General features: G+C 50.9%; 15 protein-coding genes. 6 read left to right on the forward strand and 9 right to left on the reverse strand.

Translation table 11 applies throughout. The features are described 5' to 3' along the window. Positions 1 to 146 precede the first annotated feature (146 nt). Both U5R06_19995 and U5R06_20000 read left to right on the forward strand, forming a co-directional pair. Positions 147 to 713: a hypothetical protein gene (locus U5R06_19995; protein MDZ7725028.1), complete on the forward strand. Its 567-nt coding sequence runs from the start codon at positions 147 to 149 to the stop codon at positions 711 to 713. Further along, positions 703 to 2,142, forward strand: a complete 1,440-nt coding sequence (locus tag U5R06_20000) for a hypothetical protein (protein MDZ7725029.1) — start codon at positions 703 to 705, stop codon at positions 2,140 to 2,142. Before U5R06_19995 ends, U5R06_20000 begins: the two co-directional genes overlap by 11 nt. 113 nt (positions 2,143 to 2,255) lie before the next feature. Here U5R06_20000 and U5R06_20005 read toward each other — a convergent pair whose 3' ends face one another. The 4 genes from U5R06_20005 to U5R06_20020 form a co-directional block, all read right to left on the reverse strand. Beyond that, positions 2,256 to 3,497: an alpha-L-rhamnosidase C-terminal domain-containing protein gene (locus tag U5R06_20005; protein MDZ7725030.1), complete on the reverse strand. Its 1,242-nt coding sequence runs from the start codon at positions 3,495 to 3,497 to the stop codon at positions 2,256 to 2,258. After that, entirely contained in the window at positions 3,428 to 4,408 is a 981-nt protein-coding gene (locus U5R06_20010; protein MDZ7725031.1) for a family 78 glycoside hydrolase catalytic domain, read from the reverse strand. The genes U5R06_20005 and U5R06_20010 overlap by 70 nt, the downstream gene beginning before the upstream one ends. Continuing rightward, entirely contained in the window at positions 4,377 to 5,003 is a 627-nt protein-coding gene (locus U5R06_20015; GenBank protein MDZ7725032.1) for a hypothetical protein, read from the reverse strand. Before U5R06_20015 ends, U5R06_20010 begins: the two co-directional genes overlap by 32 nt. Before the next feature lie 802 nt (positions 5,004 to 5,805). Next, positions 5,806 to 6,249, reverse strand: a complete 444-nt coding sequence (locus tag U5R06_20020) for a hypothetical protein (protein ID MDZ7725033.1) — start codon at positions 6,247 to 6,249, stop codon at positions 5,806 to 5,808. 709 nt (positions 6,250 to 6,958) lie between these two features. On the opposite strand from U5R06_20020, the gene U5R06_20025 reads away from it, so the two are divergent. Next, the gene (locus U5R06_20025) at positions 6,959 to 8,605 is read left to right on the forward strand and encodes a sulfatase (GenBank protein MDZ7725034.1); all 1,647 of its coding nucleotides are present in this window, start codon (positions 6,959 to 6,961) and stop codon (positions 8,603 to 8,605) included. A gap of 2 nt (positions 8,606 to 8,607) precedes the next feature. On the opposite strand, the gene U5R06_20030 is transcribed toward U5R06_20025, so the two are convergent. Together U5R06_20030 and U5R06_20035 are read right to left on the reverse strand one after the other, a co-directional pair. Further along, the gene (locus tag U5R06_20030; protein MDZ7725035.1) at positions 8,608 to 9,012 is read right to left on the reverse strand and encodes a hypothetical protein; all 405 of its coding nucleotides are present in this window, start codon (positions 9,010 to 9,012) and stop codon (positions 8,608 to 8,610) included. Between the two features lie 35 nt (positions 9,013 to 9,047). Continuing rightward, positions 9,048 to 10,922, reverse strand: coding sequence for a cellulase family glycosylhydrolase (locus U5R06_20035; GenBank protein ID MDZ7725036.1), 1,875 nt, complete (start codon positions 10,920 to 10,922; stop codon positions 9,048 to 9,050). Between the two features lie 224 nt (positions 10,923 to 11,146). Between U5R06_20035 and U5R06_20040 the strand changes: the two genes are divergently transcribed. From U5R06_20040 to U5R06_20050, 3 genes are all read left to right on the forward strand, one after another. Next, entirely contained in the window at positions 11,147 to 12,232 is a 1,086-nt protein-coding gene (locus tag U5R06_20040) for a LacI family DNA-binding transcriptional regulator (protein ID MDZ7725037.1), read from the forward strand. Continuing rightward, positions 12,229 to 13,230, forward strand: a complete 1,002-nt coding sequence (locus U5R06_20045; protein ID MDZ7725038.1) for an SDR family oxidoreductase — start codon at positions 12,229 to 12,231, stop codon at positions 13,228 to 13,230. The genes U5R06_20040 and U5R06_20045 overlap by 4 nt, the downstream gene beginning before the upstream one ends. 374 nt (positions 13,231 to 13,604) lie before the next feature. Then, entirely contained in the window at positions 13,605 to 14,003 is a 399-nt protein-coding gene (locus U5R06_20050) for a TonB-dependent receptor (GenBank protein ID MDZ7725039.1), read from the forward strand. A gap of 235 nt (positions 14,004 to 14,238) precedes the next feature. Here U5R06_20050 and U5R06_20055 read toward each other — a convergent pair whose 3' ends face one another. From U5R06_20055 to U5R06_20065, 3 genes are all read right to left on the reverse strand, one after another. After that, the gene (locus U5R06_20055) at positions 14,239 to 15,201 is read right to left on the reverse strand and encodes a glycosyltransferase (GenBank protein MDZ7725040.1); all 963 of its coding nucleotides are present in this window, start codon (positions 15,199 to 15,201) and stop codon (positions 14,239 to 14,241) included. Positions 15,202 to 15,400: 199 nt separating this feature from the next. Continuing rightward, positions 15,401 to 19,840 carry a DEAD/DEAH box helicase gene (locus tag U5R06_20060; GenBank protein ID MDZ7725041.1) on the reverse strand — a complete coding sequence of 1,480 codons (4,440 nt, stop codon included), beginning with the start codon at positions 19,838 to 19,840 and terminating at the stop codon, positions 15,401 to 15,403. An 18-nt stretch (positions 19,841 to 19,858) separates the two neighbouring features. Further along, the gene (locus U5R06_20065; GenBank protein ID MDZ7725042.1) at positions 19,859 to 20,731 is read right to left on the reverse strand and encodes an alpha/beta hydrolase-fold protein; all 873 of its coding nucleotides are present in this window, start codon (positions 20,729 to 20,731) and stop codon (positions 19,859 to 19,861) included. Positions 20,732 to 20,783 lie beyond the last annotated feature (52 nt).

The raw sequence follows: 20,783 nt of genomic DNA on the forward strand, positions 1-20,783 counted from the left end.
GGGAGAATCCCAGCCTGCAGTGCAGGTCTCACAGTGCGTGATGCTATGACAATATTTTACTTGCCACTCTCGGCAAATAACTGTATCATAAATTTCGATTAATAATCTGCACATACAGCCGTACAGTTAAACAAACAGGAGTTGAGATGATTTTCAAACCCAACAACACCAGCCATACAAGCATTTTTTTTATATTATCGGTCATATTACTTGCATATACAACTCTCAGCGCCCAGCCGGAATGCCGGCCCTGGGGCAATTTACAGGGAATCCGTGTACAGGGTCATGTGATCGATTTTAAAACCAGCCTTTGCATCATCGGTGAAGATTTGATGCACGTCACCCACACGGCCAAGGAAAAACAGCGTCCCCAGTATCATCGTGAGGGCGATGCACAGGTCATTTCCACCCGGCTGGATGATATAGAATTCAAAGAAATCGTAAAATCCGCCGGAACCGGAGCCGCCGAACTGCATATTCAGGCTTTAGCGAAAACGGACTCTATGGTTTCCGGTGTGTTTTTGTGTCTGACGCTTCCCGCAACTCATTATGAAAACGCAGAAATTGATCTGCAAGATTCATCAGCCACAAAGTTGGCACGAATCCCGTTGTTCAGGCGCTGGAACAGTTCGCTGCTTTGGCCGCCCGACCCAGGCCCTGGTATCCGGAATCAATGTAAAGTCGGGAGACCGTCATATATCAGTGACCGCTGACACACCGGTGGATATCATTGTACAACAGGGGTTCGCCTGGTTCGGCGACCGTGATCTGCGAATTTATTTCAATATTCTGCCCGGTACGGCAAAATCAGGTGACACAGCTGAAAACACCTTTACCATCAAAGCCGACGCACCCATTGATACGACGCCCGCACGTATTACACTCGACGCTTCGCGGCCGGGACGTCAATACGACGGTCTCGGCGGCAATTTCCGGCTTCAGGATCCTGTTACGGATCCGCCGGTTATCGAATACTGTCTGGACAATCTGAATGTCACCTGGGGACGCGTGGAAATGCCGTGGAGCGCCTGGCATCCGGATGAACACGTGGATCCGCTGAAAGCCGCGCAATCCGGTAACCTGGACAGACGTGTTGAAAGCGCCATGCAGATGGCGCAACAATTGTCCCGTAAAGGCATGCCCGTCATTGTCAGCGCCTGGTATCCCCCGGCCTGGGCGGCAAAAGGAGAGTTGTTCTCGCGCAATGACGATGGTCTTCGCGGGAATGCCCTGAACCCTGTAAAAATGCAGAGTATCATTCGCTCCCTCACTGCTTACTTGCTGCATCTCAAACAAGCCTACGGGGTGGAAGCCGTCATGTTTTCATTTAATGAATCGGATCTTGGCATCAACGTTCGGCAAACCGGGGAGGAGCATGCTGACTTGATTAAAAACCTGGGCGCATTTATGGCGTCAAAAGGCCTGGCCACCCAAATGCTGCTCGGCGACAATTCCGATGCCAACACGTATCATTTCATCCAGCCCGCCATTCAGGACCCGGCCGCTCATAAATATATCGGAGCCCTGTCGTTTCATTCCTGGCGCGGTTGCGATCCCTGGACTCTGCAAATTTGGGCGGATGCGGCAGATGAAATGAATGTGCCGCTTTTGGTCGGCGAGGGTAGTATTAACGCAGCCGCTCATCGCTATCCCGATGTGTTTTTGGAACCGTATTATGCACTTGATGAAATTGAACGCTATATCCGTATTCTTTCCATCTGTCAGGCAAAATCAATACTTCAATGGCAGTTGACCTCGGATTACTCGGTACTCACCGGCGGCGGTGTCTACGGCACGGAGGGCTCGTTGCGTCCCACCCAGCGCTTCTGGAACCTGAAACAGCTCGGACTCACGCCAAAGGGATCATTTTACCTGCCCGCGACTTGTGATCACCCAGAGATCACCTGCGCTGCATTCGGCGATATTGACGATGGCATTTATAGTCTACACATTGTAAATGACGGCGCCGAACGACAGATTACAGTGACCGGACTGCCGCAATCACTCAAATCCATGGATATCTATACCACCAATCCGGATAAGGACATGAAAAAGGGCAAACGCATCAAGGTAAAAGAGGGAATGGCGGAATTCACCCTGGAGGCAGCAGGATATACTGCATTGATCGGTTCGTCGATATAGATAAATCTGAAAAACAGTACGTACCGTAGTACGTACTGTTTTACAACATTTCCCATGCATGCCTATAATAAAATCCATCCGGTTTATCGAACAGAACGCCGGCCAAACAGACATCAGTATGCATATTTGAACACATACTCACCGGAACCCACCTGTACCCTGCCTCTTTTTCCTGTTTGCCCGGTTTTGATCACACCGTCTGCATCAGCAACGCGTTGGCCGCTTTCCGTGACCTGATCAATAGCGGTTTTCGGCAACAGCAGCGTCGCTGTGGTATTGGCCGGAATCTTGACCCGAAGGGTAAAAGTTTCCTTTTCAATAGACCACTCGGATGCAACCGCTCCATAGAGTGAATGATGTTCGGCTTTGACGTGCTCCAATCCGCCGCCGGGATGCGGCTGAATGATGATATGCTTGTAACCGGGCTGCTGCTCATCAATCTCAATACCGGCAACCACCCGGTATAGCCAATCGCCAATGGCGCCATAGGCGTAATGGTTGAACGAGTTCATACCCGGATTCTGAAAAGACCCGTCCGGCTTGATACCGTCCCAGCGCTCCCAGATGGTGGTGGCGTTTTTTGTAATGGGATACAGCCAAGAGGGATATTCAGTCCGATTCAGCAGCATGAACGCTTCATCATGATAGCCGTATTCGCCGAGCACGTGACAGATCTGCGGCGTGCCGAGAAATCCGGTGGTGATATGCTTGAAGGCGCGAACATCCTCAGCCAGACGCCGGGCCGCGCTGTTTTTGAGGGAATCCGGCACCAGATCAAAGGCCAGAGCCAGAGCATAGGCGGTTTGGGTATTGGAGGCCACGCGCCCGTTCGGGGTGATAAATTCGTTGACAAATACATCCTTGATCTTTTCGAGGAGGGCGGAATAGGTTTCAACATCTCCATCCCGACCCAAAACCTTTGCCGTCCGTATTAAAAGATCGGTCGAATGCGCAAAATAAGCCTGTGTAATCAAGTCCTTGGATGTGGTCGCGCCCGGATAATCGGAGCGGTCGGTGGCATAGGCCAGCCAGTCGCCGAATGTATAATCCGTATTCCAAAAGTACGTATCACCGGCGCGCAGGGCCATGTAATCGACCCAGCCCTTCATACTCTCATACTGCTGTTCGAGGATGCGGGTATCACCATAGGAGAGATAAACCGTCCAGGGCACAATCAACGCGGCATCGGCCCAGCCGGCAGCGGCAGAGCCGCCTTCTTCCTGTCCCAAAGACAGCACATTCGGCACCACATGCGGAACCTGGCCTTTGGGCTGCTGATCGGCGCTCAAATCCGCAAGCCACTTGTCGTAAAATCCGGCGACATCGGCATTAAAGCAGGCTGTGCGCGCAAACACTTGCGCGTCACCGGTCCATCCCAGTCGTCGTCACGCTGGGGGCAGTCGGTGGGCACATCAAGAAAATTGCCCTTGAGCCCCCATTGAATATTGTGCTGCAGCTGATTCAGCATATCGTTGGAACATTCGAATGAACCCGTCGGCGCAATATCCGAATGCACCACCACCCCGGTGATGGCCTCCAAAGTCAGGTCACCGGGATAATCATCTACAGCCACATAGCGGAATCCCTGAAAGGTAAACCGGGGTTCGTATATTTCGACGCCCTCTCCGTTTAATGTATAGCAGTTGGTCTGGTCTGCAGAGCGCAGATTTTCGGTGTAAAAATTGCCGGCTTTGTCCAGGACTTCGGCATGTCTCAGAGTCACCGTTTGACCGGCTTGACCCTGCACGCGCAGCCGCACCCAGCCAACCATATTCTGGCCCATATCCACGACCGTATCACCTGCCGGTGTTACCAGGATATCGATCGGTTTAATCTCTTCAATTTTACGTATCGGAGGCCCGACCGGGGCTATTAGATTATCTTTCGGAAACGCTTGAACCGTTACGCTTTTCCAGTCGCTGTCATCAAATCCGGATTCAGCCCAGTCGTCCCGTTTTAGGCGTGCATCATAGGTTTCGCCGTTATAGATATCAGACATGAGAAGCGGGCCCGTACTGCATCGCCAGGAGTCGTCTGTGCCGATGATCTCAGAATCGCCGTTTTCATACTGCACGCGAATTTCCGCGAGCAGCGCCAGTTTTCGGCCATAGACATTGCGGTTGCCGCCCCAACCCAGATTCCCGCGGTACCAGCCGTCGCCCAGATAGGCACCGACCGCATTATCGCCCGACTGCAGCAAATCAGTGACATCGTAGGTCTGGTATTGAATATGCTCATGATACGAGGTCCAGCCGGGCGTGAGCACCTGATCCCCGAGGCGTTCGCCGTTGATATGCAGCTCGTACAGACCGTGCTGCGGTCACATATGCGCGCGCCCATTTGACCTCGTCCTTTAATTTAAATTCTTTGCGCAGCATGGGACAGGGATTGGATATTGAATCATCCTCAACCAAATCAGGCTCAATCCAGTCTGATTGCCAGGCCTTGGCCTCCAAAAGCCCCATTTCCCAGAATGACGGTTGACTCCAGCCGCTTTCCCCCTTGTTGGTCCACACGCGTACGCGCCAGTAAACCCGCTGACTGCAATGCAATTCCGATCCGGTATAGGGAATATGCACGGATTGACCGGATTTGACTTTACCGGTATCCCAAACCAAATTTTCACTATTCAGCAAATCTGATTTTGAAAACGATGCCTGCACGGCATAAGCGGATTGTCGGACATCCCGCGCCTCTGCCGCAATTTTCCACCCCAGACGCGGCTGCCGAACATCAATGCCCAGGGGATTGGTTTTATACTCACAGGTCAAATCGCCGACCGATATATCCGCGGCCGCCTGAACCTGGCCACACAACAGCATCAAACACAACAAAACTGAAACTGTCAACCAGTGTCTCATAATGCACCTCATATTTTTTAGTATCCAGAATTAGAATACGAAAATCCGGGATGGAAATCAAGGAAAAGTCGAAAAATTATAAAGTAAAACAATCAAGGCAGAGCGTAAATATTATGTCTACTCTGATACAGACATAGGGGGACTTTTGAATTTATGTTTTTCTGCTACCGCCCGTCCGCACACCGCCCCGGCGTCAACACCGGAGCTCGGAAACGAAAGCGTTCTTCAATAATTAAACCTCTCCGAGGTGCCACTATTGATTCTCACGGACACCTCTGCCCCTCGCATTTATCGCACAGCAGCATCGCGGATGATACTCTCCAAACCAAACCTCGTCGTACAATTCCAAATTGTGCGACGAGTGACAGCGGCACATTCCTGATAAAGGCTCCTGCCCCTCCCATTTGTCGCACAGCAGGCAAGCTGTACGACAAAGAACAGAGCGGGCTGCAGCGCCGACGTGATCCGGCCCGATCCTGAATCGGGGATTTTCACTCGAAACATTTCTTGTGCTCCTGTTCGGGGTGTTGACCCGTCGCTATTTTTTCATAGTCCCGAGCTTTAGCTCGGGGGAAACAAGATCACCTGAAATAAGGCTTTCAATAATACGATTTCAGCAACACGGCGGCAGATGTTGTTGATCCGATAACGACAGTTTGTAGCTTTGCATTTTTTATCCCCTGTCAGGGTATTTTTCCTTATTTTTATCTTTGCAAGCTTAGGTGCCGCAAGACAACGAAGGTGTTACCTTATTACCTTATTTTATAACATGTTACACGTTGTTGGCCATTTTCAAACGAGTTTATTTGAAAAACGCAAACAAAATCCCCAATAATGCCCCCACCTGACCGATCCAGAAAATAAACATCCATTTGATAAGGTCGGCGCGGGTGTCAGATATTTGATTTTTAACACCGGCAATCTCTTCCGTCATGCGTTCATTAACTTTGCCAATCTCTTCCGTCATTCGCTCATTGACTTTGGATATTTCTATAGTGATCCGATTATCCAGACGCTGTTCCGTTTGTGATATCGCAAGCTTAAGCACTCCTGTTTCCTTGGTAATCCGTTCATTGACGTTACCGATTTCTTTGGTCAAGCGATGCTCAAATTTGTCTTCAACAATCGTCAGCATCTCTTGTTTTTGCTCTTCTTTACTCACATTCATCAAGTTAACAAGACTTTGAGAGCCTTCTTCTCCCAGCTTTTCTCGCAACGGTTTTTCAATTACAGCAACTTTTGCCATTGTACCCTCCTTTTCATGATAAACATAACATAATTTAATGATATTTCAGGTAAATACAAGAGAAAAATCAAAGATTAATGGGGCTGAAAGTCAGAAATGTATAAAACCAAAACTATACATCAACAGTGCGCATCAATTCGACTCCCTATCAATAGATCCGCCAGGACTATGACCAGAATCAATTTCTGCACAAATTATCTCCGGCGTACAACAATGTAAAACAATTCAAGAAAAGGCGTGAGAAGGAAAAAACAAAATGTGTTCCCTTGCTCAAGGCAGAAATCGCATATACCGGTCCTCGTCGTACAATTCTCAATTGTGCGACGAGTGAGAGCGGCACACTCCTGAAAAAGGCTCGTTCCTGCCCCTCCCATTTGTCGCACAGCAGCCAAGCTGTACGACAAAGACCATAGCGGGCTGGGCGCCATATATCAACCTCGTCGTACAATTCCAAATTGTGCGACGAGTGGCAGCGGCACACCCCGGATACCCAAAAAGTACGGCTCCTTTTTTGAAAACGATTGAATTTATCAAATAAAATCGCCATATTATTTGCGCAAACAGTTATGCACTGTTATGGTCTAAATAAACATCTTTTATCTAATTAATTTACAACAAATTGCTCCACTCTCAGACAGTACGTACTCTGGTACGTACTGTCTGTCGGAGCTCTGGCTGTTGTCATAAATTATACTACAGGGAGCCTCTCATGTCTGAATCATCAAGACGTACGTTTCTGAAAACCGCATTGAGCGCAGCGGCAGCCGCCGGGCTGTACTGCTCCGGCGAAATATCACAATCAAGACCCAATATCCTGTTTGTGCTTGCCGACGACTGGTCGTGGGTGCACAGCGGCATCACCGGCTGCAAAGCCGTGGAAACCCCGAACTTTGACCGGGTGGCGCAAAAAGGTGTATTGTTCAACAACGCCTACTGCTCCGCCCCTTCCTGCGCGCCGTCGCGTGCGTCCATCCTGGCCGGACGCAACGGCTGGGAACTGGAAGAGGGCGCCGTGCTCTGGGGACAGTTTCCCGCCCGCTATCCGGTGTATCCGGATATTCTTGAAAAACACGGCTATCACGTGGGATTCACCGGCAAGGGCTGGGCGCCGGGAAGCATTGAGGACAGCGGACGCACCCGCAATCCCGCCGGCAAAGGCTACAACGACATCAAACAGCGGCCCTGGACCGAGTTCGGTGTCACCAACGAGATGTATGATATCGATTACGCCGCCAATTTCAAAGTTTTCCTGAACGACCGGACCGCGGATCAGCCGTTCTGTTTCTGGCTCGGCACCCTCGAACCGCACCGCGCCTATGCCCGCGGACTGGGCGTACGCCGCGGCAAAGACCCGGACAGTGTTGAGGTGCCGGGATTCCTGCCGGATACCCCGGAGGTACGCAGCGATATCCTCGATTACTTGTCCGAAGTCGAATGGGTGGACCTGCAATTGGGACGCGCGCTAAAGACGCTTGAGAAAAACGGCGACCTGGACAACACGCTGATCGTGGTCACCTCGGACAACGGCATGCCGTTCCCGCGCGCCAAAGCCAATCTGTACGAGTACGGCACGCATATGCCCCTGGCCATCTGTTGGGGTGACCGCATCAAAGGCGGCCGTACGGTCGATGATCTGGTGAATCTTGTTGATTTTGCCCCCACGTTTCTTGAGGCTGCCGGTGTTCCGATCCCGACAGAAATGACCGGCAACAGTCTGATGCCCTTGCTGCTGTCGGAAAAATCCGGTCAAATCGATCCAAACCGCAATATCACTTTTACCTACAAGGAACGCCACGCCTGGTCGAACGCGGGCGGACTGGCCACGCCCATGCGCGCGCTGCGGCGGGATAATTACCTTCTGATCTGGAATATGCGTCCGGAACGCTGGCCCGCCGGGCATGAAGTGCCGGAATTCAACTGGGACATGTGGCCGTTCGGCGATGTGGATCACGGTCCGGCCAAAGAAGAAGTGCTGGCCTGCAAGTATGATCCGAAAAATCGCCAGTATTACGACTGGTCATTCAGCAAACGGCCGGAGTTTGAGCTGTATGACATTAAACAGGATCCGTTCCAGCTCAACAATCTGGCTGAAAATCCCGATTACCGGACGCAGCGGCAATCGCTGTTCAAAACTTTGAAACAGTATCTGGAACAAACCAATGATCTGCGGCTGCAGGGCCGCGGCGAGGTGTATGAGCGCACGCCGTATTACTGTACCCAGGGCATGGAAACCGGCGGACTCTGGCTGGAGGATTTTGAACAGCTGAACCGCAAAGGGCGCCAGCAGGCTTATGAAAATGCGCGTCGGATTTTAGACGAAAACCTGAAAAAACTGCATCAGCTCACCGGCGAATAAACTCAAGGGTACGCATCCGCCAGGGTGCGTACTTTGAGCAACTCCGGATCGGGAGGCGGTTCGCGCACCAGTTCCAGCGTGCGCAGACCGGTTTTGCACACGTTTTCACAGAGCATGTCTTTCCCACTGTACATCTGCAGCGTAAATGTGTACAAACAGGGCTCGCGCGGATACCACAATTGGGGATTGTGGATCTCAAAATCCAGTATAACTTGCTGCCGTCCCGGTTGCAAACTGACCGCCTCAGCAGTGACAGATTCACCCTGTAAATTTAACTGCAGCGACAGACTCTGCGCACCCGTTGTTTCAATCTCAAGCCGCGCCTGACACAAAGCTCTTTCCTTATTCAGATCGATCTGCCGGATACTCGGCAGAATCGTCAGAACGCGAAAACATCCAGTTCTAATTGATCTCGATTTGAATCAAAGGTCAGTCTTTCCGGTTATGATTTTGCCGGTGTAATGATGACATGATGATTTTGTTTATCAGCCGTATGCGAGTAAAAAATACAGTCATTCTGTTTGTCATGCATAAAATATCCGTCCGATACCTGTATATCAAATCCTTCGGGATAGACAACCGGCGGGATGACAATCTCGGACGGTGCGGCAATCCGGTCATCATGCTCAAATGACAATTCAAATCGCCGGGAGTGAATATCGAACGAGTATTCCAGCAGTTTGCCCGCCAGCCGGTATGGATAGACGCGCGCAAACGCCTGCACTGCGCGTCCGCCGGAATTCGGGTCGGTTACCTCGGTGCGGTCATCCTGACTGAAAATAGAGAGATCTTCCTGATTCCACTGATCTCCGTGCGCGTGATCATTATCCGGTGTATAGTTCCAGAGCACACAACTGACCCCGGCCTTTTCCATCACCCGATAACTGCGGTCCAGAGCCTCGGTTTGCTGCGAATAATCACCGCTGCGGAACGCACTCCCCTGTTCCATATCAAAAGGAATGCCGAATTCACCGATAATCGTGGGAATTCCGTTCAAAAACTGATCAGCCTGGGCTTTTTGTTCGATCAGCTGACCGGCAAAATAGTCTTCGATAACGGATTGGCCGGTGATGGTTTGTTGCGTACGGTGATCATATATCTGATCCGATGAATATGCTTTTGTCAAAAGCGTATGTTCGTCGTACCAATGATCAGCGTTGACCATCCCGTCGGGATCGTCTCGAGTCCAATCCGGTAAATGCCGATTTTCCACAATGGTTTCGAGAAAAATCAAATAATCATCCGACACCTCACGCATGCTGCGGGTAAATTTCAGGGCAAACGGCTTGAAATAATCGCGCAGAAAATTCACCGGTTTTCCGTTTCTGGTCGCAAAATAGTCGGGCTTGAAAAGAACCGGCTGATGCCTGCGCATGTCCCACACGCCGTGACGTTTCCAGATGCACTCAAATCCGTCCCGCCAAACCTTTTTTTCTTTTTGATTCAGCACAATCGTGTCCTGCATGCCGTCGAATGTATAATTCCCGACCTCTTGTTTGATACCGGAACCCAGCAGCATAGCCTGAAACGGCGTGGGACAGGGACCCAGCTGAATAAAATTCGAGCGTTGGCTCAAATCCGGGTGCCCAATCCACCCCCGCGACGGTTCGTTCAGGGTATCCAGTCCAATCACATTCGGGCAGGATTTCAACGCCCGGGCCAGATGTTTGACCGCATGGATATAATGAGATTGCAGAAACTCCTGAACCGGCGTCCCGTCAATATAAAGATCCGGCGCAAAATCATTCCCGGCAAAAAACAAAGTAAACATAGTTGCCGGCGCCAGCCGCGAGTAATTGGACGGCCAGACCATGGGCGGCAGCGATGCAGAGGCCTGATGATGCCGGATCGCCGCTCCGGTGTCATGAATGGCATCAATATCAAACCCGACCGCCTCGAGGGTCCATCGGGGAGCGCCGTCACCGCCAGTAAACCGGCTCCAGACGTCCTGATGCGGATCGATAAAAATTTCAAGACCGTAGGCAGCCGCTTTTTCAACAACAGCCTGCATGTATTCAATATAATCTTTATCGTACCTTCCCGGGCCCCGGTGTTCGATGGCTTCCCAGGTGGTGAGCAGCCGGATAAACCGGAATCCCCAGCGTTTCAAACGATCAAAATGTTCATCCGCCTCATTTAGCGGAAACGGACGTCCGACAAAAGAAATCGTTTCATGATCGAGACAGTCACTGCAGTGCGTGCTGAGCAGAGGGGCAAAGGGAATTTTACTGCTGCCGGCCAGATTAACGCCCCTCAAAATCAGGCTCCGGCCGGTTCTGTCAATGAATTGATTGCCGCGGGTTGAGATATCGCGCATTCGCTGTAAATCCGTGTTCAGTAAGTATATTATTGATTAATAGTTTATCTTTTATTAACCCAATATACAAATAATAAATGTAAATATATATACAAAAATATCAATAAAATGCTCGAAAAACACAAAAAATTCAATTTTTTTCTTGACTGATTAATTATTTATCTTATATTAACCACTAGTTATACAATATATTATCAAAATAAATTTATTAGAAAGGTTGTTTTGTGAATCATAAATTAACTCTCAAAGATATCGCAAAACAGGTTAATGTTTCTCCGGCTCTGGTCTCACAAATCCTGAACGGCAAAGGTCGCGCATCGGAACAAATTCGCACTCGGATCACAGACTTGCTGGAAGAAAACGGATACCGGCCCAAGTATGCCCGCAGCCCGTTTTATTATCTCATCGACCTTGCACGTGTCGAATATGAACGCAAAACTCAGAATATTCTGGAACAGCTGAGCGGCATCCAACAGGTTTTCGATGATCTCGATCTAATTTTTCACGTGGAATTTATCCGCTCCACGCCGGCCGAGAAACAGCTGAATTCGATCGTTGAACGCAAGCCGAGCGGTGTGATCATTAATACGGATGCGTCCTTTCTGGACACAGCCTGTGACATATTTTCCCAAGCCGGTATTCCGCTGGTTCAGACCGGCTATGACACGGAAAACACCAAATACAACGCCGTGGTCACGGACAGTTTTTCCGGCGCTTATACCGCCACCGAACACCTTATTCAGCAGGGGCACCAACGCATCGGCATTCTGCGCTGGTCAGCCGGTTCCGCCGCGATCAATTCGAATAAAAAATACGCCGGATATATGACAGCCCTGTCCGATCATGGACTTGAAGTGGACCCGGCGCTTGTCCGGTCAAGCAGTGCAACCCAGGGTGACCCAGGCTGGCAGCCGGCGAGAAACATGCTGTTATCCCTTTTGGAACAGGACAATCCTCCCACGGCTTTGTTCATAGAAAACAGTTTTATCAGCCTTTCTTTATTATACCCGTTACTCAATGGAAACGACGGGATCCCGGAATGTATCCAAAAGCTGGATATGGTGCACGTCGAAGACTGGTCGTTGCAGCCGGTTCATGATATTTTGACCGGAAAGTTATTTGCCCCGGACATTAATACAAAGATTATCAGTATCGACTGGGAAAGTATCGGGCGGCAAGCCGCCCGCTTTCTCATAGAACGTGCCGGACAGCGTACACCGACACCGAAGCTCATCCGTATCGGACCGATGCTGTATCAGCTAAAAGGAGAAGAACGTATACCTATTCTAAAAAAAGGAGTGTCAGCATGAAAGTACTATTGATCGGCGGAACCGGCAATATCAGCACATCGGTCAGTCGACTGGCCGTTGAACGCGGAATCGATCTCTATTTACTGAACCGCGGTAACCGCAAACCGGATATCCCAAACGCCAAAAGCATCAAAGCCGACATTTCCAAGCCGGACGAGGCGCGCAAAGCGCTTGGCGACCAGCACTGGGATGTGGTGGTCAACTGGATTGCGTTTACTGAACAGGATGTGGCACGCGATGTGGAACTGTTCAAAGGAAGAACCGACCAGTACATATTCATCAGTTCAGCATCCGCTTATCAAAAACCGCCCTCCCATCCGGTCATCACCGAGTCCACACCCCTGGCAAACCCGTTCTGGGACTATTCGCGGGACAAAATCGCGTGTGAGGAACATTTGATGCGCGCTTATCGTCAATTTGGCTTCCCTGTGACCATCGTGCGGCCGTCACTCACGTATGACACTGTCATCCCCGTAGCTTTGGGTAGTTTTGAGGATTATACCATTATTGACCGCATGAAAAAAGGCCAAAAAGTCATTGTACCCGGAGACGGTACATCGTTGTGGACCATCACCCACTCGAGAGATTTTGCCAAAGGATTTGTCGGACTGCTGGGGCATCAGCAGACAATAGGGCATGCCTTCCACATCACCTCGGATGAAATCCTGACCTGGAATCAGATTTACGAAGCGGTTGCAGAAGCGGCCGGTGTAAAAGCCAATATCGTGCATATTCCCTCGGATTTTATCTGTGATGTTGCGGATACCCTTGGACAGGAATGGATGCGCGGCAACCTGCTGGGCGACAAGGCCGTCAGCGTCATTTTTGACAATAGCAAAATCAAAACCTTTGTTCCTGATTTTGTCGCCACAATCCCGTTTCGACAGGGCATCAAGGAAACCATCAAATGGTTTGAAGCGGATTCTTCTCGGATGGTCATCGAAAAAGAGGCTAATGAACTTTTGGATACTGTAATTAAACGGTATGAGGCCAAATAATGAATATAGAACCAATGAATGCCGCGATTCTCGGGTGCGGTGATTATGTTCAGAGACTGGGAATCCAGCCCCATCTGCGAAAGCAAACAATTTAAAAGAAAGAACTCAACTGGTATCCCAAAGATTTGCCGGTCACGCCTTACGATGCATTTGTCGATTCTGTGCAGAACCAATCGCCTCTGCGTTCCGACATGGTCACACTTGACAATGCGGTGTCAGATATTGTGTTGCTTGAAAACAAATCAGTTTAGCATACAAGTAAAAACGACTGTTAATTTCAACAAGGAGAATAAATATAGACATAAAATCAAAAATTACGACGCCGAGGGTCTTAAAATACCCGCAACAATTCAGAAGCAAAATACTTGAGAACAGTGGTTCAAACGGAAATTGATCCCGTCACGTATCGCGCAACTCTGGTGAGCGATGATACGACCTATACCAACCCCATGCTTTTACAGCCGGATAATCTGCTCAATCTGACGTTGGGGTATGACTATAAGGGATTTTCAATCCGTGCAGCCATGCGATACAAATCAAGAATATTCACCGCAAACAGTTGGTATGAAAAGCTGAGAGGGTATTCAACAGACTTTTACCGCTATGATTTATCGGTCAGACAGCAGTTGCCGGTGAAGGGATTGGAATTTTTCCTGAACATCAACAACCTGACCAATGAAGTGGAAAAAAGCGTGATCAATCACATGAACTTTACCAGTTATTATGAAGAGTACGGCCGGAGCGCCAATATCGGGCTCAGGTACAGACTTTAACATTTGTTCTCATTTCTATTCTCCTCATCTCCAAAAGGCTTCCTCCGGGAAGCCTTTTGGCTTTGTAGAAAACATTTATAATGATCAACAAATTCACAAAAGAATTTGCAATTGATTTTTGCAGTGATGACGGACAAATTGATTGGCAAAGCTTACTGGAGTTCAACTCCGGCGGCAAAAATTGATAAAATTTCTGCTAAAAAAAGCATAAATTTGCCAAAAAAATAATTATCCCTTAATCCGTTAGATAAAAAAAAGATCGCGGCTCTTTTTCCAGAATCCGCGGCGGTTTTTCATTCAGTGTTTCCCCGTCCAGCAGGCGTTGATACAGCTGAAGGTATTCTGCTGTCATTTTCGCCGCTGAAAAGTTCTCGCGCACATACTCGTGGCAGGCCTTGCGGTCATAGTCGGCGGCATGCTGCACCGCTTTGGCGAGCTCCGACTTGCTTTTGGATAAAAAACCGTATTCGGGTTTGACGATTTCCGGCAGCGAACCGTAGGGCGTTCCGAATACCGGACACCCGAAATACAAACTCTCGATAATCGCCAATCCCTGCGGTTCATGCCAGATCACCGGAAACAACAGCGCTTCCGCATGCTGAATAATGCGGTTCTTTTTTTTACCGCCCACCAGTCCGTGATAGCGAATTCTCGGGTCCAGATCGAAACGACGGCCGCCCATGATGTGCAGACGTTTGTCCGCCATCTTGGCGATTTCCACAGCCCCCTTGCAGTTTTTCAGTTTCCAGGACACTTTGCCGAGAAACAGCAGATAGCGCCGTTCCGCATTCAAATCCACCGGCCCCAGTTCATCAAAATCCAGACCATTGTACACATAACTCTCTGATCCATGGCGTTGAGCGTGATTTTTAGACACAAAAACCGAATTAACATCAAAGGTCTCACCTAATTTTCCGGTCCCGTGAATGGTAAACAGTGTTTTTTGCTTCAAGGGTTGTCCGATTCGGTGATGACAATGCACCACATCAGTGTGAACCGGAATCTGCTGGCGGAGTGGTTTAACCGGATCATGCTCAATGACCTGCGCAAACGGACAGCTTGAGCCCTTTTTGACCACATAACTCACGTTATGACCGAGTTTCACCAGCTCTTTTCCCAGCGCCCAGATATCCCGCTGTGTACCGCCATAGTTCTTTACAGGAATTTTGCTTTTGACTGCCGCAATTGTCACATGCATATATTCACCTGGTTCATTTTATCTTTTCATAAATATAATAGAATAAAGTGAATTAAAAAAATAGTTTCCCCGATGAAATTCAGCATAAAGATCATTATGTATTTAAAGCACAAAAAAATCAAACCACGAAAAACACGAAACACACAAAAAAACAATCATTTTTTATTTTTCGTATTCTTTTGTGTGTTTTGCGGGTTTTTCACACCTGTGACGGCCAAAGCGTCAAAGAGGCGCCATCCGATTCATAGCCTGCCTCACGGAATGCAGACTGCAATTCATGCCGGGCTGCATCAATCCCGTCAATCATTCGAATACATATCTGTTTTCTCGGCCGCCAGAGCGCCGGCAGCTGCAGAAATATATGAAACGCGGCAGCGAGTCTATTACGGTGTTCTGATCTGAAATCATGCAGCAGCGCAAGGCGTTCCCCGTACTGTTCAGCATAGAACACCGGTTTGGCATCGACAAACAGCAAATGGTTGGCTACAGAACGCGTGACTGATACCGGCTGCGAATCCAGAGTCAATAGGTCCCACTCGTACAGCCCCCCGAACGGCAGAGCAGGATCCATTGTGCTGAGCAAATGTACGGACTCTGCATGCTCTCCCTGCATTTGCAACGCTTTTAGACGTTCCAACGCCTCAGGCAGGGCAAACTGTACTCCGGAGAGTCCCTGGATAAAATATCCGCGACGTATTTCACCGCGCCATTCCATGCGTTTGAGGGTTTGGAATATGCGCGACCAGGGCTCAAGTCCGGTCTCTTTACGATAAAACTCTTTGACCAGCACCCCGTAGCGCTGCAGCAGCAGACGGGTTTGCTGTTCAATACGTTCCTCTTCAGTCAATTCCTTTCCCATCACCGCGAACGACCCAGTCAGGAACCAGCGGCCGCTGCGCGTGACAAGCCGTTGTTTGACCGCCTGACGCCGGAAGGACCGCTGTCCTCTGTGATGCCGCTCCGCCGAGCGCCAGGCCGGGCGGATTTGCCGGTGCCAGTCGGATTCAAGCTCTTTTGACTTTCCCCTTTGCTGCAGTGTATTCATAAATGACCGATAATCATCGCAGCTCACTAGACCGGTGCGGGACAGTTCCCCCAGTCCGTCATCCACCTGCACCGGTGTCAATTCAGTAGCAGCGGCAATGTCATGATGCGGACTGGCGCCGTTGTCGCGTAAAAACTTTGCAATCTGCTGTGCGACCGCACTGCTGTCCGCCAGTTTATCGTCCAGCTTCCCGCGTTCCAGCAGTACAGACCCGCAGGACCGCGGCAGAAACATGATCTGAATCCGTCTGCTTGTGGATGAGCACAGTGGAATCACTTCGCCATCGGCGATACGATTTATCAGGTCTGTTTCAAACTCACCGGCGCTCAGTCGGGGTATTAGAATGCAGCGTTCGTATTCGAACAACGGCAGGTTGTACCCGCTGTACTGCCGGACCAATTCGGTCAGCCCGGTGTGCTGCTCCAGATGATGCCAGTCCAGTAAAAACCGATAAAAATCAGTGCGTTGCAGCGGTTCATGTGCCCGCCTTTGGACTGCAATGGCCCGGCGATACAATTGTGCAAAATTCTCGCGGTCGCACCATTGCTCGCCGGGGGCGCCGACGACCAGCTGACCGCGGACTAGACGATTTTCATTGAGCAGAGTTTCCAGCTGCTCATAAATCTGCTCGCGTGACTGCGGCAAATGCTTTTCCAATTCCTCAATCTCAGCAGGGCCCCGTGTTTTCAGGATGCGCTGCAGCCGGTAATATCCATCCTCATCCTGCCAAAACCGCTCTCGGTCCTCAGCAGTTATCCATTCGCCGTTCCACATCTGAATCCGTCCGCTGTCCTGCAGGTCCTGTAGCCAATGGCGCCATTCATCGCCGGCGCGTTCGGACAATTCCCGCTCAGAAATCGGCCCCAGAACAGAGAGAATCTCAAATAAATCTTCCCGGTCTTTGGCCCGGCGCTCCGGGAGTGTGTACTGCCAGACCTGTTCAGCTTTGCGCACCACACTCGACGAAACCAGGGTAGGAATGGTATTTCGCCCCAGAATCTCATCCAGCAGTTCGCGGTGAAATTCCGCCGCCTGTCCAGGGATGCGCGACTGGTCATAGTCGTACATATAATTAAAGACCAGGCGAAACATCACACCGGACGCCATGGGAGAAGGGGAGCGGGTTTCCACTTTATGAATGCGCATAGACCCGGCCTGGATCTTTTGCAATACCGTTTTCAATCCCTCACTGTCAAAAACATTCTGCAGACAGTCTCGCAGGGTCTCCAGGAGAATAGGGAAATCAGAAAATTCAGTTACCGCCTGCAAAAGGTCTGCCGCGCGCAGACGCTGCAGCCAGAGAGGAATGCGCTGATCCACACGCGACCGCTGCAGCAGCAGAGCGCGCGACGCGTTGTGGCGAAACCGCACCGCGAACAGCGGCGTATTCGGCAGCGCCTCGGTCAACAGCCGTTCGGCATCATCGGGACGCATTTGCAAAAGCTCATCAAGCACAGAAAAATCAGTCACATCCGGCAAACGGATCAGAACAGCATCGTCATCAAAGGTGAACTGGATCTGAGAACCGTAGCGCTGTTCCAGCAGGTGTCCCAGCGCTGTGGCCCAGGCGCCCAGCACCCGGCCGCCGAACGGCGCATGCAGCACCAAATGCGGTTCATTGACGCTATCGGTAAACAGTTCCGCCACAATGCGCTGATCCGTGGGGAGTTCGCCGGTGTGCGCCTTTTGCCGGCGCAGCAGGTCAAGTGTGTTGGCGCGCGCCTGTTCATCCGCGGGACAGTCATCCGGCCAGTTTCCGGTATCCAGCCCGGCCTCCAGACCGCGCCGCAGGGCTCCGATCAACAAACTGGTATGGAAATCACGAAACAGCGGTTCTGCCTTCCAGAACGGTGCACGCGGTTTACTGGATGCGCGCGCTGTAACAAATATGCGGTCGCGTTCGATATCCGCGATGCACCATTCAGTGTTGCCGAGAAAAAAGATATCTCCCACACGTGATTCAAAGACAAATTCCTCCTCCACCTCACCCAGCCGCGTGCGTGTGCCCTGCAGATATACGCCATAGTACCCGCGATCTGCAATGGTGCCGCCGTTCATCACGGCAGTCAGCCGGGCGCCGCGCCGGGCAATCAGCTGATCATTCACCCGATCCCAGGTCAGGCGCGGTTTCAAGGCGCGCAGTTGCGTTGATTCATAACGTCCCGTGAGCATGCGCACCACCTGATTGAACGCGTTTTCGCTGAGATTGCGATAGCAGTAGCTGGCACGAATTAACTGATACAATTTAATCCGGGTCATGGACCGCATGGACAGTTCCGCCACCATCTGCTGCGCCAGCACATCCAGGGCATTTTCCGGAATCTGCGCCTCTTCGATATCAGCATTTAAAGCCGCGCGGGTCAGGGCAACGGCGTCGTCCAGATCGGCTTTGTACAGCGGCAGCACCAGTCCCCGACTGACCGCCTGCAGCTGATGACCGCTGCGGCCGATGCGCTGCAGCATCGAGGTCACGCTGGCCGGAGAATTCAGATGCACCACCAGATCAATACTGCCGATATCGATCCCCATCTCCAGTGAGGCCGTTGCAATCACAGCGGGAATCAGCCCACGTTTCAATTCATCCTCAATACGGTAGCGCATCTCCCGGGAAATACTGCCGTGATGCGCCAAAGCCAACACCGCCTCAGGATCGCCGGTTTCCCCCCGATAGCGTTCGTTCAGCTGTCGGGCAATCTTTTCGGTCTGAGCGCGCATATTGATAAAAACCAGGGTCGTGCGCTGTGTACGGATCAGGTCGTATAATCGATTGATCACCGCCGGCCAGACTGTGGCATCCGGCAGCTGACCAAAATCCGCCACCGGCGATTCCACCCGGATATCCAGGAAACGGCTGCGGCCGCAGTCCACAATTTGCACCGGACGCGGCTCCTGCGGCATACCAGGCGTCTGTCCGCCCAGATAATCGGCAATACGCTGCAGCGGACGCTGGGTGGCGGACAAGCCGATGCGCACCGGTTCGGTCTCGCACAAGGCTGTCAACCGCTCCAGGGACAGACTGAGATGAACACCGCGTTTGTTGGAGCAAATGGAATGAATTTCGTCCAGGATAACATATTTTAGATTCTGAAACAGCGGACGTACGCGTTCCGAAGTCAACAGCAGATACAGGGATTCCGGGGTGGTGTTGAGTATATGCGGCGGCCGCCGCAGCATGGATTGCCGTTCACTTGAAGGAGTGTCACCGGTGCGCACGGCAGCGCGGATATGCGGCGGTTTAACATCCGTTTCCCGCAATACGCCGGAAATACCGCGCAGCGGCTGTTTTAAATTGCGGTAGATATCATTATTCAGGGCTTTTAGCGGTGAAATATACAACGTATGAAACCCACCGGCATTGCGGTCAAAAACCTTTGCATCACAGTCCAGACCGGTACGCAGCAAATCATCAATCGCCCACAGAAACGCGGCCAGGGTTTTCCCCGAGCCGGTGGGCGATAATATGAGAGTGTGCCGCCCCGCAGCGATTTGCGGCCACCCGCGTACCTGAGGCGGACTGGGTTCGTCGAAAACCTGCCGAAACCAGGTTTCTACAGCGGTATGAAACCCGACACTTTTGAATACAGAGTCTGGCATGAAAGGCTCATATAATTATCAACGGTGAAACGACTGACCGATAAATTTCAGCCCGTCAAGAATCCCGGTCCGCCAGTACGTCCAGTTGTGGGCGCCGTCCCGGACCCGGAATTCATGCGGCACCCCGGCATTTTTCAAAATGCGATGCAGTTGCATATTGCCGTTGATTAAAAAATCATCATCGCCGCAGTCAATATAATAACGCACCTGGGACAATGAATCCGCTGAAAGCCGTTTGGCCAGATGCAGGGGATGACGGGATTTAAAATGCTCAGGCAACTCTCCGTTTTTCAGGGGCCCGAATAAATCGACAAAAAACTTGTCATACTGCCGGGTTGAGTCCGGAGCCGTAAGCGCCTCCGGATCCCAGACCGCTGAGCTGAACGCGGCGCAGGCGGCAAACAACTGCGGATACCGCATGGAAAACATCAGAGAGCCGTATCCCCCCATACTCAATCCGGAAATACCGCGGAACTCTTTTTTCGGACGGGTACGGAATTCCGTATCGATATAAGGAATAAATTCCTGGACAAACATATCTTCCCAGCGGTTTTGGCCGCGATAGTCATTCACATAAAACGTCAGCTTGCCGTCAGGCATCACAATAATCATCGGCGGCAGAGTTCCGTCCGCAATTCCCTGGTCCGCTGCATTCTGAACCTCACCAAACTGGACCCAGCCCCACTCGCTGTCAGAGTATCCGTGCAGCAGATACACCACCGGATAGCGGCGCTGAGACACATCGTAATCCGGCGGAAGATAAATACAATAGTTGACATTGTAATCCAGTATTTCACTCTGCATGGTCTGTTCACCCAGGACAGTTCCATGACTCTGCGCGGCCCCTATCTGAATCAGAATCAGGGCAGCAACAACACACCATTTTTTCATAACGGTCTCCAAGGTTATATAAAGGATAAAAATGAATTTTAATTTGCCACTT

Source organism: candidate division KSB1 bacterium (assembly GCA_034521575.1).
Taxonomy (GTDB): Bacteria; Zhuqueibacterota; Zhuqueibacteria; order Residuimicrobiales; family Krinioviventaceae; genus JAXHMJ01.

Excerpts from the sequence above, each read along its gene's own strand:
- U5R06_20025 (MDZ7725034.1), top strand. The coding sequence starts at position 6,959 with ATGTCTGAATCATCAAGACGTACGTTTCTGAAAACCGCATTGAGCGCA.
- U5R06_20065 (MDZ7725042.1), bottom strand. The coding sequence starts at position 20,731 with ATGAAAAAATGGTGTGTTGTTGCTGCCCTGATTCTGATTCAGATAGGG.
- U5R06_20020 (MDZ7725033.1), bottom strand. The coding sequence starts at position 6,249 with ATGGCAAAAGTTGCTGTAATTGAAAAACCGTTGCGAGAAAAGCTGGGA.
- U5R06_20035 (MDZ7725036.1), bottom strand. The coding sequence starts at position 10,922 with ATGCGCGATATCTCAACCCGCGGCAATCAATTCATTGACAGAACCGGC.
- U5R06_20045 (MDZ7725038.1), top strand. The coding sequence starts at position 12,229 with ATGAAAGTACTATTGATCGGCGGAACCGGCAATATCAGCACATCGGTC.
- U5R06_20055 (MDZ7725040.1), bottom strand. The coding sequence starts at position 15,201 with ATGCATGTGACAATTGCGGCAGTCAAAAGCAAAATTCCTGTAAAGAAC.
- U5R06_20060 (MDZ7725041.1), bottom strand. The coding sequence starts at position 19,840 with ATGCCAGACTCTGTATTCAAAAGTGTCGGGTTTCATACCGCTGTAGAA.
- U5R06_19995 (MDZ7725028.1), top strand. The coding sequence starts at position 147 with ATGATTTTCAAACCCAACAACACCAGCCATACAAGCATTTTTTTTATA.
- U5R06_20015 (MDZ7725032.1), bottom strand. The coding sequence starts at position 5,003 with ATGAGACACTGGTTGACAGTTTCAGTTTTGTTGTGTTTGATGCTGTTG.